Genomic DNA, 12,393 nt, shown 5'->3' on the forward strand with positions numbered 1-12,393 from the left:
TGCTTCTCGGTAACAGCCGATATTTAACCGGCTATGCGCCAGAAAAATGCGAACTCTAAAGACAGTGGCTTTAGCCCGGCTTAGTGGGCCGCACCAATTCGGTGATGTGCTTGGCGAGTTTCTCGGGGGAAACCGGCTTGGACATGTAGTGCAGCTCGGCCTGTTCGACCTGCTGGCGAACCTCATCTGAGTTATCTGCACTGATGACTATACAGGGGCGATGACGCCAGGTTTGTGGCATTTCGCGCACCAGCTCAATACCCGTCAGGTGTTCCTCCAAGTGAAAGTCCACCAGCATAATATCCGGTGGATAGCTGCTCACCAGCGCCTGCAAGTCTTTTGGTCCTTTTGCCAGCATCACCTGGCAACCCCATTGGCTAAGCAGGCTTTTCATTCCTTCAAGAATTTCCTCTTCGTTATCGATACAGAGTACCCGAAGCCCTCTTAATTCCGGTCTCACTTTGGGTGTTGACGACGGTGTTTCAGGAACCAACACCGGGTTCCCGAGGGGAACCAGAATGCTGAATACTGAACCTTCACCGGGTTCTGACTTGACGCCAATTTCATGGTGCATCAGATCCGCCATGCCCTTGGCGATGGTCAGCCCGAGCCCCAGTCCCTTGTCGGTGCTGGTGGCGCCTGGACTGAGCCGTTCAAACTCCATAAAAATTCTGTCCATGGCATGGGGCGCAATTCCAGGACCGGTATCCCACACTTCAATTCTCAATCCGTTGTTGGCACGGCGACAACCCAGCAACAGACGACCTCGTTTGGTGTAATGAATGGCATTACTGAGGAAGTTCTGCAAAATACGACGCAATAGATGTGGGTCGCTGGCCACTACCTTACGGCTGGGCACAAAACGTAATTCAATTCCCTTCTCCAACGCCAGGGCACCAAACTCAGCAGCCAATTCTTCCAGCATGGAGTGAAGACAGAAACTTTTGATATCCGGTTGCATTTTGCCACCTTCGAGGCCGGAGATTTCCCTGAGGGCGGAGATCAGATTTTCAGACGTTTCAAGGGATTTCTGCACATGACCAATATGATGGGCCAGCGATGCCTGGTCAGTGCCGGCAATTTGATGCTGAATGGAAGTCAGAAACAGTTTGGCGGCGCTGATCGGTTGCAACAAGTCATGACTTGCCGCCTGCATGAAACGGCTTTTACTGGCATGCAGTTCACGCAGTTCTTCCTCGGCGCGGGCACGTAAACGGATTTCTTCCCCCATTTTAAAATTAAGGTTGGAAAGATCTGCCGTGCGCTGGGCAACACGATCTTCCAGTGTGGCTTTCGCCTCTTCCAACGCCTTAACCACGGTTTTGTATTCACTAATATCTGTGAAGCTGGCAACAAAACCGCCATTGGGCATGGGATTTCCCACAACCTGAATGGTGGTGCCATTGGGCAATGTGCGCTCAAATCGGTGGGAACCCCCATTGCGCAGCAATTCCAGTCGGCGCTCTACTTGGCTCTCGGGGTTATCGGAATCCCGGTATAGCCCCTTTTTGGCATTGTATTCGTACACCGATTTGATTGGGCATCCCACATAGAGTAGCCGAGCCGGATAATCAAACATCTGCTCATAGCGGCGATTCCAGGCAACGATTCTGAGATCGGCATCGACCACGCAAATGCCCTGGGAAATGGTTTCAACCGTGGTTTGCAGCAGGTCACGATTGAACTGAAGTTGCTCTGATGTTCCGCCAACAATAGCGGCCAAGTCACTGAACTGTAGAGGCTCGGTCCTCTGTAAAAGCGTGATCGCGCTTTGTGCCGACGCCGACCCCACGATTGCCGCCAGGTATCGCTCTACCCGGCGTACGACAAAGACAGGTGCCCGGTCATTGTCAAGTAGTCTCTGCTGATAACGTTCCTCACAACCACGCCACAGTTCTGCCTGCTGTTTGCGGTTAAGGAAGGATTCCATCAATTGCCGCAACTGCACTACCCTGATGGAAGACAGTTCGTAATCGTCTTCACCATAAAGGGTTGGACCTGGCGCATCCACAAATTCGGCAGCCTGGAAACAGTCCCGTTCATCCTGTCTGACCAGTAACGAAACAACGATGTAGATCAGCAGGTTACTCAGCAGACTCCAGATAACCCCATGGCTGAGTGGATCAAGAAAATCCATTCCGAAAAGTGCCTGGGGGCGCAGCCATTGGAGCTGCCAGGGCCCCTGAACAAGAATCGCATCGTCGGTGGGCAATAGCGTGGGCAGCAACAGACAATACCACCAGAAAAGAAATCCCACGGCCAGCCCGGCATAAACGCCTTTGGCATGACCGCGTCGCCAATAGGCTCCGCCGAGGAGCGCCGGGGCTAGTTGGGCAAAACAGGCAAAGGACACCAGACCAATGGATGCCAACGCCTCTTCCTCCCTCATCATCCGATACATGACCCAGGAGGCCATCAGTATGGCAAGAATGCATACCCGCCGAATCCAGCGAAGGTGCTGGCCCATGAAGTATGCCGTCTGCCGAAACTGATCCTTCCGCCAACGTAACAGCAACGGCAAGATGATTTCGTTCGACACCATGATGGAAAGTGTCACAGAGGCCACAATCACCATGCCCGTCGCCGCAGAGAAACCACCGGCAAAGGCAAGAATGGCCAGCAATTCAGAACCACTGCTAATCGGTAGACTCAAAACATAGGTGTCTGGCGCCACCTCACTACCAGAAAACAGATGGGTGCCCACCACAGAGATCGGCAGCACCACCGCCATAATCACCAGCAAATAAAGAGGGAAAAACCAGTGGGCTACCTGAAGATCGCGCTCACTCTGATACTCCACCACCGTGACATGAAACTGTCTGGGCAGGCAGATGATCGCCAACATCGACAACAGGACCATGGTGATAAATGGCGGGTTGACGGGGTTTGATAACCATGAGTCCATCAGCACATCATCGGAAAGCAATGGCCCGAGTTCCACGGTACTCGCCATAACGAGCGCCAGGATAGCCAGCGCCACCATGGCCACCACTTTAATCACCGACTCTACAGCCAGTGCCGCCATCATGCCCCGATTCCGTTCGCGTCCCTCAATGTGCCGGGTACCGAAAACCATTGCGAACAGTGCCAGCATCAGAGCGGTTACCAATACGCTGTCTGGCAGGTATGCGGAACTTGTCTCCGTCGGTCCAGACAGGGTATCCCAAGCCAGTGAAATCGCCTTCAGTTGCAGCGAGATATAGGGCATGGAGCCGACCACAGCCACCACGGTGACCAGCGCAGCCAGCAACTGACGTTTGCCATAACGGGAACCAATAAAGTCGGCGATGGAAGTGGTTTTCTGCCGGTTACCAATATTGACGAGTTTGCGGAGGATCGGACCACCGAACACAAACACCAGCATGGGTCCCAGATAGATGGGAATATAGGCCCAGGCGTATTGGGAGGCCACACCGACGGCTCCGAAAAATGTCCAGGAAGAACAGTAGACGGCCAGTGTCAGGCTATAAATATAGGGGCGTAAACGGTTGTGCCAGTCAGGTTGACGCTCTGCCCATAGGGCAACAAGCACGAGAAGAAACACGCAACTCAAGGCAATCAGCAACAGCAAGGGTTGAGAAATCATGGCTTCTCGGAAACCTTTTATGGCAACGCATAACCTGTCATGGCTGAAGAGTCGATGATTTTCGTGAAGGTTGCAAGTGATGTGCTACTTAAGTTGTTGTACCTAGGTCGTATTGCGCTCACGGTGCCCATGGCAAACAATTCAGCAAAATAATTTAAGGTTGGGGGAAGGATCTCAATATGTCTGTAGTTAATGCCTATCAGAAACAATATCAACAGTTTTTGGAAAACCCTGAACAATTCTGGCAAGAGCAGGCTAATCGTATTGCCTGGTATAAAAAGCCGACCAACATTCTCAGCGTGGATGAGAACGAATACTTTCGCTGGTATACCGACGGGGAGCTGAACACCAGTTATCTGTGTCTCGACTATCACGTGGAACAGGGTCGAGGTGAACAGGCCGCGCTGATCTACGATTCCCCGGTGACCGACACCAAAGCCACCTACACCTACCGTGAATTGCGTGATCAAGTAGCGCTGTTTGCCGGTGGACTGAAAAGCCTGGGTGTGGAAAAAGGTGATCGCGTGGTGATTTATATGCCAATGGTGCCCGAAGCGGCCATCGCCATGCTGGCCTGTGCCAGACTGGGTGCAATCCACTCCGTGGTATTTGGCGGTTTTGCTCCAGACGAACTGGCTGTGCGTATTGATGACGCTCACCCGAAAGTCATCGTGACAGCGTCATGCGGCATCGAAATCAACCGTGTTATCGATTACAAGCCCATGGTTGATGAGGCCATCAAGATTGCTGAGCACAAACCCAGTCATGTGGTCTTACTCCAGCGTCCACAGTCACAGGCAGACATGCAACCCGGACGGGACGTCGACTGGCAGGATCTGGTCTCAGGTGCTACACCCGCGGAACCGGTTCCTGTCAAAGGTACTGATCCGCTGTATATCCTCTACACCTCAGGGACAACCGGTAAACCCAAAGGAGTGGTGCGGGACAACGGTGGGCATGCAGTCGCGATGTGCTACAGCATGGATGTTGTCTATAACGTCGAACCCGGTGATGTTTACTGGGCCGCGTCTGATGTGGGCTGGGTGGTAGGCCATTCCTACATTGTCTACGCTCCCCTCCTGACTGGCTGCACCACGATTCTGTATGAAGGCAAACCGGTCAGGACCCCTGACTCCGGTGCTTTCTGGCGGGTCTGTGCTGAACACGGCGTAAAGACCATGTTTACGGCACCCACTGCATTTCGTGCAGTTCGAAAGGAAGATCCTGAAGCTGAAAACCTGAAGCAATACGATCTGTCGAAACTGGAGCGTATTTACCTGGCTGGGGAACGACTGGACCCCCCCACTTACGAGTGGCTGAAAGAAAAAACCAAGCTGCCCGTGATTGACCACTGGTGGCAGACAGAAACTGCCTGGGCCATAGCCGGAAACCCTATAGGTCTTGAACCCATGCCCACCAAGCCTGGTTCAGCCACGGTGCCAATGCCTGGCTACCAGGTACAGATTCTCAACGAAGCCGGTGAACCGGTGAGTGGCGGTGAAAAAGGTAATATCGCCATTAAGCTGCCCCTGCCTCCGGGCACGCTGGCCACTATCTGGGGCAATCACCCACGATTTGAAGCAGGCTATCTAAACACCTATCCAGGCTATTACCTGACCGGTGACGAGGGTTACCTTGACGAAGAAAATTATCTCTTTGTCATGGGTCGCTGTGACGATGTCATTAACGTCGCTGGCCACCGCCTGTCCACCGGTCAAATGGAAGAAATTGTCGGATCTCACCCGGCGGTCGCTGAATGTGCCGTGATCGGTATTAGCGATAGCCTTAAAGGACAACTGCCCCTGGGCTTGGTGGTTCTCAAGGATGGCGCATCCCTTCGCAAGGACGATCTCGCCGCGGAGCTGAAACAAATGGTGCGTGCGAAAATTGGGGCCGTGGGTTGCTACGATCAGTCATTGATTGTGCAAAGACTTCCCAAGACCCGCTCTGGAAAAATTCTGCGTCGCACCATGCGTCAGATTGCCGATGGCGAGCCCTTCAACGTGCCCTCGACCATCGATGATCCCGCAATACTGGATGAAATTTCCCAGGCGATGAAAACCGCGGGAAGACCTTCTGCCTAAACAACTTCTTTACGCTTTCTCCATTCCAGCAATTTTTCCCGGTGGCCACAACCACCGGTTTTTTTTGCCTGCGGATTGGGCCTCGAAACTTTAGGCCGCCTGGACGGGAATGGTATTGTCAGACCGCTCGACGGTATTGTCGGCATTCAGATAAACCAGACGGGGTTTGTACTTGGCCAGCTCTTCCTCGGAATATTGGGCATAGGTGGCGATGATCACCCGGTCACCCACCTGGCACTTGCGTGCGGCTGCACCGTTCATGGAAATAATGCCTGAGCCAGGCTCGCCGCGAATAATATAAGTAGTAAAACGCTCACCATTATTGACGTTGTAGATGTCAATCTGCTCAAACTCCCGCAGACCTGCCAATTCCAGTAGGTTGGCATCAATGGCACAGGACCCGTCATACCAAAGTTCGGCATGGGTAACGCTGGCCATATGCAATTTGCCTTTCAGCATGGTGCTCAACATGATGGTATTCCTCTACGTCAGGGAAATGTTGTCAATCAATCGTGCATGGGAGGTGTACATTGCCCCCAGCACCGTAATCTGTTGGTCATCTTCCGCGGCAAGTTCCAGTGTTTTGCTGTTACACACTGTCACGTAGTCCACTTTGAAACCCGCCTGTTCAATCTGGCTTTTCGCCTCCGCCTCCAGTGCCGGAAAATCCCTGTTGCCTGCCTCTATCTGGGTAACAACCCAACTCAGGCTGCGGTTGAGTTGGTTGCAGCGGGGACGCTCTTCTGCCGTCAGGTAACCGTTGCGGGAACTCATGGCCAGTCCATCCGCCTCACGATGAATGGGAGCCGCGGTAATTTCGACCGGCATACAGAGGTCTTCAACCATGCGACGTATTACCGCCAGCTGCTGGAAGTCCTTGATACCGAAAACCGCTTCGTCCGGCTGCACGATATTGAAGAGCTTGGTGACCACAGTGGTGACCCCCTCGAAATGGCCGGGACGACTGGCGCCGCACAACACATCGGTCATCGTGGGGCAAATAACCCGGGTCTGGGTATCCAGGCCATTGGGGTACATCTCGTTATCATCCGGGTGAAAAAGGAAGTCACAGCCTACGGCACGTAACCTGGCGCAATCATCTTCAAAGGTTCGCGGATACTTGTCCCAGTCTTCGTTGAGACCGAATTGCAGGCCGTTGACAAAAATTGAACAGACCACAATATCATTGGTCTGCTGCGCCCGCTTCACCAGTTCAATATGGGCATCGTGCAGGTTCCCCATAGTGGGAACAAAGCCAATGCGCTTGCCCTGACGGCGTAACTGCAACAATGATTGACGGAGGCCTTGTATGGAATGAAATATTTGCATGGGGTTTCCGAACAGATAAGACGAGGATTACTCGGCGAAATAATCCCGGGCGAGATTTTCAAACCGTGTGTATTTGCCCAGGAAGGCCAATTTGCAGGTGCCGATCGGGCCATTACGCTGCTTGCCGATAATCACTTCTGCCACGCCCTTGTCGGGGCTGTCCTCGTTGTACACCTCATCCCTGTAGATAAAGACAATGACGTCCGCATCCTGCTCAATAGCACCGGACTCCCTCAGGTCAGAATTGATCGGGCGTTTGTTGGGGCGATGTTCCAGATTACGACTCAACTGAGACAGCGCAATTAAAGGGCAACTAAACTCCCGGGCAATGGTCTTCAACTCACGGGAGATCTGAGAAATTTCGTTGGTGCGATTATCCGTCGGCACACTACCGCTCATCAGCTGCAGGTAGTCCACCACGATCAGACCGGGATCACCCTGCTCACGGGCAATCTGGCGTATCCGATTGCGCAACTCCATGGGGGTAATGCCGGGGGTATCATCAATATACAGGGGGCGATCTTTCAGTCTAGATGCCGCACTGGACAGTCTGGGCCAGTCATCTTCAGACAGGTTGCCCGAGCGCATTTTGGTCTGATCAATTTTGCCCAGAGAGGACATCATCCGCATGATCAATTGGCTGGCGGGCATCTCCAGACTGAACACCAGTACCGGCTTATCCTGGTTCAATACAGCATGCTCAGCCATGTTCATGGCAAACGAGGTTTTCCCCATGGATGGACGACCGGCAACAATCACCAGATCCGCAGGCTGCCAACCGGACGTTCTCTCATCCAGGTCATCAAACCCTGTACTGATCCCAGTGATGTCTTCATCGTTATTAAATAATTGATCAATGCGTTCAACTGCCTGCTTGAGCAGGTCATTGACCGATAGGAAACCGCCCTGCTTGGGGCGATTCTGGATAATATCAGAGAGCTTGCGTTCCGCTTCGGCCAGCAATTTGCTGCTGTCCCACCCCAGGGGGTTGTAGCCTTTTTTGACGATATCACTAGCGGCAGAAATCAGCTGGCGGATGATTGAGCGTTCCAGCACGATCTGTGCGTAGGCGCTGATGTTGGCCGAGCTGGGTGTATTGTTGGCGAGCTCAGCCAGGTATACCGAACCACCTACATGGTCCAGTTGACTGTTGTTTTCAAGGGATTCAGAAAGCGTGATCAGATCCAGCGGCTTCTGCTCAGCAGAAAGCTGCCGCATGGTTTCAAAAATCAGCTGGTGATCGCTGGCAAAAAAATCTTTTTCGGAAATGACCGAGGCGACAGTATCAAAGGCACCATTACTCAGCATCAGGCCGCCGAGCACAGCCTGCTCCGCCTCTATGGAGTGAGGGAGCTGCTGCTCTGTGGTTCCCCTTTCATCAACCATCTACTGTCTCTCGCCAATGCAAAAACGGCACTGCGCTGATTACAGTGCAGTGCCGTATTGTTACCGATACTGAAACGGCAGGGAACTGCCGAATTACTCAGCGACGATAGTCAGCTTGATAGGCTGGGTCACTTCGGCGTGCAACTGGATGTCGATTTCGAATTCACCCGTTTCACGCAGTGCACCTTCAGGCAACTTCACTTCGCTCTTGGTCACTTCAACACCAGCCGCAGTAATGGCATCGGCAATATCGCGTGTGCCGATGGAGCCAAACAGCTTGCCTTCATCACCGGCATTGCTGGCAATGACAATGGCATCCAGCGCTGCCAGTTGCTGGCCACGTGCTTCAGCAGAGCTGCGTTGCTCGGCGGCAGCGGCTTCAAGCTCTGCACGACGGGCTTCAAATTCAGCCAGGTTCTCAGCTGTGGCGAACACCGCTTTACCCTGTGGAATCAGGAAATTGCGTCCATAGCCAGCCTTCACATTGACTTTGTCACCGATTGTGCCGAGCTTGCCGACTTTCTCCAGAAGAATAACTTCCATCTCGGATATCCTCTCTTTAATAACCTGTTATCACCGGGGTGGCAGAGCTACTTGGCCCGCGCTGCCAACCTGGCGCGTATATTCAAGACACTGTCGAGAAATCCCAAACCGACCAGTATCAAACTCAAGGGACCTATCATTAACAAGCCCACGTAAAAAATTGCCAACCAATGTGCACCTATCTGGTAGAAAGCCACCGTATGATGCACGAGTGCGATGCCGCTGAGCAGCAACGGCAAACCCAATAGGCCTGCCCAACTGGCGTATTCCTCCGGCGACAGGTAACAAACTGCCACCCCGGCCAGTAGTGCTATGCCCACATTGCGGTTGAAACGCAATGCGTGGAACTCTTCCCGAAAACCACCGGGATTATAGAGTTGTGCCTGCCACCAGCGACCCAGAATCAGACTGATCACGGTAGTTAGTGCAACCACATAGCCAATCACACCCAACAGGAATGTCCGGCCCGGCATGAATGCCGCTTCCGAATCTCCTGCCTGTTTTTGCAACTGGCTGAACATGTTTGCCACAGCCACTTCCAGGTTCGCTACCGAACTATCAAACAACAGATTCAGTAACAAAACCGACAGCGCACTGAGCGCCATCATCACCGTCAAGGTACTCGTCCACGACACGGTGACACGGAGTACTTCTGATGACGTCACAACGACCAGCAGCCCTGCCATGGTCGCCAGCGTAATCACCGGGTTGATAGCGCTGCCGTAAAAGGCCATCAGTAGGGGCAACAAACCCCACAACATTACTAACAGGCCTTCTTTTACGCCCCGGCTCAAGGTCACCAAAGAGACCGTTGCCGGACTGAGCATCGGCACCAGACTGCCTACCAGGGCAACCAGTGCCGCCTGCAGGCGCCCGCGCATGATAAATTCAGCCAAGGCGCGCATAGGTTGGTTTTACCAATACTTACTTATGGCTGTCCGTGTAGGGCAGCAGAGCCAGAAAACGGGCACGTTTGATGGCGGTAGCCAGCTGACGCTGATACTTGGCCTTAGTGCCAGTGATACGGCTTGGTACGATTTTTCCGGTTTCGGAAACGTATTGTTTCAGGGTGTCCAGATCCTTGTAATCGATCTCCTGGGCACCTTCCGCGCTGAAGCGGCAAAACTTGCGACGACGGTTAAAACGAGCCATTGCTTATTCCTCCTCTTCCGTTGCTTCATCAGCAGACGCTTTAGTTTCTTCGTCTGTTTCTGACTTAGTATCTGCTTTCTCAGTGACGCCTTCGCTGTCAGACGGACGAGGCTCGCGGCGCTCGGAACGGCTTTCAGACTTTTCGGCTTTCATGATGGGCGATTCGGCAGTAATCGCTTCGTCGCAGCTAAACACTGCGCTGCGAATAACTGCATCGTTATAACGGAAGTTAGAATTCAGCTCGTCCAGAACGTCCTGACCACACTCAATGTTCATCAGAACATAGTGAGCCTTGTGAATTTTGTTGATGGGATAGGCCAGCTGGCGACGACCCCAGTCTTCAAGACGGTGGACTTTGCCATTGCCGGTATTAATTGTACCGGTATAGCGTTCAATCATCCCGGGGACCTGTTCGCTCTGATCCGGGTGAACCATAAAAACGATTTCGTAGTGACGCATTGTGCCTCCTTACGGGTAAGTAGCTGCCCGCCCCATGCGGTGCAGCAAGGAGTGTCTTGGCCCAAGTAGACCAAGGGCGGGCATTCTACGGGGATGAAACTGTAATTTCAAGGAAAATTCAGGCACTTATAGACTAGGAGTGCGAAGTCTGAGCAGTTATGATTTCAGCCTTCACGCACGTTTATGGAAAGGAGTTATCGATGAAAAAGTTTACCCTGTTGCTGGCCGCCATTTTCTCACTGTCTTTGGCTGGTTGCGCCAAGGTTGGCAGTGAAGCCTGGTGCAATGACATGAAGGAAAAACCCAAGGGTGAGTGGACTGCCAACGAAGCCGCCGACTTCACCAAGCACTGTATTTTCTAAGGTGAACTTCCCTCGCTTTGACCTGCAGCCAGCTCTTCCAGGGGCTGGCTGCCGCGGGCCACGGCTGCAGCACGCCAGAATCCAGCCACGTTGCTCTGCCAGTGGGGCAGGATACAAGTAATCACCAGCTGCTCGAAAGCCACCCAAAGATAAAAAAGCAACACCCCGCGCAGGAACAGGGAGCTATCCCAAATCACCGCCACGAAATAAGCCGGTGCCAACAAAATGGCTACCAGCTTTGCACTCCAGGTATGGTAACTCGGCAGACACCGGAATCGGGCCAGGCACACCAGGAGAGGCACCAGCCAGGCGCTGAATGCGGCCACCAGATAACCGGCTTCTCGGACAAAAACCTCCGGCCACAATACTTTCAATCCCATCAACATGGCAGCATAGGTACTCAGATCTGCCCAGCTATCCAGGCGCGTCCCCAGCTCGGTAACCTGCCCTAAACGACGGGCCAGATAGCCATCGAGGCAATCGCTGAACAGTGAAAAAGCCAACACCCCCAGAAAGGGAATCACTTTCTGCTCCAGCGCCAGAAGGACCAAAACCGGCATCAACGCTACCCGGAGAGCGCTGATCACATTGGGTAAATTCAACACCAGGTTTCGGGTGGCCATCTGGTTGTTCTCCAGAACCCGCTGGGGAATTTGATGACGACGGCGGTTAATAGGGGTTTCTCCTCACTAAGGCACGGTCGTTAGTGTCGTTGGCGCACCGCTTCAAACAGGCAAATACCCGCAGCCACAGAGACATTCAGGCTACTGACCGCACCAGCCATCGGCAGTTTGACCAGCACATCACAGTGCTCCCGCGTCAGCCGCCGCAAGCCCTTTTCCTCAGCACCCATCACGATCGCCAGCGGCCCGTTCAGGTCCGCCTGATAAACCAGGCTGTCTGCCTCGCCAGCAGTGCCCACAATCCACAGACCCTTTTCCTGCAACTGCTTCAGGGTTCTCGACAGATTAGTGACGACAATCAGGGGGACTGTTTCAGCAGCACCGCTGGCCACTTTCTGCACGGTTGGCGTTAGGCTCACGGAATTGTCTTTAGGCACGATCACAGCTTGCACACCCGCTGCATCTGCAGATCTCAGGCAGGCCCCCAGGTTGTGGGGGTCGGTAACACCATCTAGCACAAGTAGGAAAGGCGGCACCTGAAGTTGCTCCAGCAACCCAAAAAGAAAGTGCTCGTCCTGAATGTCGCCACTTTCGCAGAATGCGGCAACGCCCTGGTGGCGGCCCTCGCCTTCAGTCAACTGATCCAGCTCTTTGCGACTCACACGTAGCACCTCAATGCTATGCATGTCCGCCAGGTTTAACAGTTTCTGCAGACGCTGATCATCCCTCCCCTTCATGACTTTCAAGGCCCGCACCTTGTCTGCGGAGGTTTTCAATATTGCCTGCACCGCATGCATACCAAAAACCCACTGCCCCTGGGCCTGGGATTGCTCCTGTCCTGTTTTTGCCATTATTTAACTCGTCTTTAA

12 protein-coding genes are annotated in these 12,393 nt (G+C 53.4%); 2 read left to right on the forward strand and 10 right to left on the reverse strand.

Annotation, left to right across the window (positions count from 1 at the left end):
• Positions 1-70: 70 nt before the first annotated feature.
• The gene (locus ACYZYZ_RS08310; RefSeq protein ID WP_461483935.1) at positions 71-3,586 is read right to left on the reverse strand and encodes a hybrid sensor histidine kinase/response regulator; all 3,516 of its coding nucleotides are present in this window, start codon (positions 3,584-3,586) and stop codon (positions 71-73) included.
• A 179-nt stretch (positions 3,587-3,765) separates the two neighbouring features.
• Here ACYZYZ_RS08310 and ACYZYZ_RS08315 point away from each other — a divergent pair, with 179 nt between their 5' ends.
• Positions 3,766-5,670, forward strand: a complete 1,905-nt coding sequence (locus ACYZYZ_RS08315) for a propionyl-CoA synthetase (protein ID WP_461483936.1) — start codon at positions 3,766-3,768, stop codon at positions 5,668-5,670.
• 90 nt (positions 5,671-5,760) lie between these two features.
• On the opposite strand, the gene panD is transcribed toward ACYZYZ_RS08315, so the two are convergent.
• The 7 genes from panD to rpsF all read right to left on the reverse strand — a co-directional run bounded on the left by panD (position 5,761) and on the right by rpsF (position 10,539).
• Complete coding sequence (panD, locus tag ACYZYZ_RS08320; protein ID WP_305169171.1) at positions 5,761-6,141, reverse strand: aspartate 1-decarboxylase; 381 nt, start codon at positions 6,139-6,141, stop codon at positions 5,761-5,763.
• Between the two features lie 12 nt (positions 6,142-6,153).
• On the reverse strand, positions 6,154-6,999 hold the full coding sequence (gene panC / locus ACYZYZ_RS08325) for a pantoate--beta-alanine ligase (RefSeq protein WP_305169172.1): 846 nt from the start codon (positions 6,997-6,999) through the stop codon (positions 6,154-6,156).
• 27 nt (positions 7,000-7,026) lie between these two features.
• The gene (dnaB, locus tag ACYZYZ_RS08330) at positions 7,027-8,385 is read right to left on the reverse strand and encodes a replicative DNA helicase (RefSeq protein WP_305169173.1); all 1,359 of its coding nucleotides are present in this window, start codon (positions 8,383-8,385) and stop codon (positions 7,027-7,029) included.
• A gap of 93 nt (positions 8,386-8,478) precedes the next feature.
• Entirely contained in the window at positions 8,479-8,928 is a 450-nt protein-coding gene (gene rplI / locus ACYZYZ_RS08335; protein ID WP_305169174.1) for a 50S ribosomal protein L9, read from the reverse strand.
• A 47-nt stretch (positions 8,929-8,975) separates the two neighbouring features.
• Positions 8,976-9,809, reverse strand: a complete 834-nt coding sequence (locus ACYZYZ_RS08340) for a hypothetical protein (RefSeq protein ID WP_461483937.1) — start codon at positions 9,807-9,809, stop codon at positions 8,976-8,978.
• Positions 9,810-9,852: 43 nt separating this feature from the next.
• Positions 9,853-10,080, reverse strand: coding sequence for a 30S ribosomal protein S18 (gene rpsR / locus ACYZYZ_RS08345; RefSeq protein WP_305169176.1), 228 nt, complete (start codon positions 10,078-10,080; stop codon positions 9,853-9,855).
• Between the two features lie 3 nt (positions 10,081-10,083).
• On the reverse strand, positions 10,084-10,539 hold the full coding sequence (gene rpsF, locus ACYZYZ_RS08350) for a 30S ribosomal protein S6 (protein ID WP_305169177.1): 456 nt from the start codon (positions 10,537-10,539) through the stop codon (positions 10,084-10,086).
• 200 nt (positions 10,540-10,739) lie between these two features.
• Between rpsF and ACYZYZ_RS08355 the strand changes: the two genes are divergently transcribed.
• Complete coding sequence (locus ACYZYZ_RS08355) at positions 10,740-10,901, forward strand: DUF3012 domain-containing protein (RefSeq protein ID WP_305169178.1); 162 nt, start codon at positions 10,740-10,742, stop codon at positions 10,899-10,901.
• Here ACYZYZ_RS08355 and ACYZYZ_RS08360 read toward each other — a convergent pair.
• On the reverse strand, positions 10,898-11,524 hold the full coding sequence (locus ACYZYZ_RS08360) for a CDP-alcohol phosphatidyltransferase family protein (protein ID WP_461483938.1): 627 nt from the start codon (positions 11,522-11,524) through the stop codon (positions 10,898-10,900). The genes ACYZYZ_RS08355 and ACYZYZ_RS08360 overlap by 4 nt on opposite strands.
• Positions 11,525-11,604: 80 nt before the next feature.
• Positions 11,605-12,375: a 23S rRNA (guanosine(2251)-2'-O)-methyltransferase RlmB gene (gene rlmB / locus ACYZYZ_RS08365; protein WP_305169180.1), complete on the reverse strand. Its 771-nt coding sequence runs from the start codon at positions 12,373-12,375 to the stop codon at positions 11,605-11,607.
• Between the last annotated feature and the right edge of the window lie 18 nt (positions 12,376-12,393).

This window comes from Porticoccus sp., from assembly GCA_023261185.1.
In the GTDB taxonomy this organism is placed as follows: Bacteria; Pseudomonadota; Gammaproteobacteria; order Pseudomonadales; family Porticoccaceae; genus Porticoccus; species Porticoccus litoralis.

Excerpts from the sequence above, each read along its gene's own strand:
- ACYZYZ_RS08310 (WP_461483935.1), bottom strand. The coding sequence starts at position 3,586 with ATGATTTCTCAACCCTTGCTGTTGCTGATTGCCTTGAGTTGCGTGTTT.
- ACYZYZ_RS08315 (WP_461483936.1), top strand. The coding sequence starts at position 3,766 with ATGTCTGTAGTTAATGCCTATCAGAAACAATATCAACAGTTTTTGGAA.
- panD (WP_305169171.1), bottom strand. The coding sequence starts at position 6,141 with ATGTTGAGCACCATGCTGAAAGGCAAATTGCATATGGCCAGCGTTACC.
- panC (WP_305169172.1), bottom strand. The coding sequence starts at position 6,999 with ATGCAAATATTTCATTCCATACAAGGCCTCCGTCAATCATTGTTGCAG.
- dnaB (WP_305169173.1), bottom strand. The coding sequence starts at position 8,385 with ATGGTTGATGAAAGGGGAACCACAGAGCAGCAGCTCCCTCACTCCATA.
- rplI (WP_305169174.1), bottom strand. The coding sequence starts at position 8,928 with ATGGAAGTTATTCTTCTGGAGAAAGTCGGCAAGCTCGGCACAATCGGT.
- ACYZYZ_RS08340 (WP_461483937.1), bottom strand. The coding sequence starts at position 9,809 with ATGCGCGGGCGCCTGCAGGCGGCACTGGTTGCCCTGGTAGGCAGTCTG.
- rpsR (WP_305169176.1), bottom strand. The coding sequence starts at position 10,080 with ATGGCTCGTTTTAACCGTCGTCGCAAGTTTTGCCGCTTCAGCGCGGAA.
- rpsF (WP_305169177.1), bottom strand. The coding sequence starts at position 10,539 with ATGCGTCACTACGAAATCGTTTTTATGGTTCACCCGGATCAGAGCGAA.
- ACYZYZ_RS08355 (WP_305169178.1), top strand. The coding sequence starts at position 10,740 with ATGAAAAAGTTTACCCTGTTGCTGGCCGCCATTTTCTCACTGTCTTTG.
- ACYZYZ_RS08360 (WP_461483938.1), bottom strand. The coding sequence starts at position 11,524 with ATGGCCACCCGAAACCTGGTGTTGAATTTACCCAATGTGATCAGCGCT.
- rlmB (WP_305169180.1), bottom strand. The coding sequence starts at position 12,375 with ATGGCAAAAACAGGACAGGAGCAATCCCAGGCCCAGGGGCAGTGGGTT.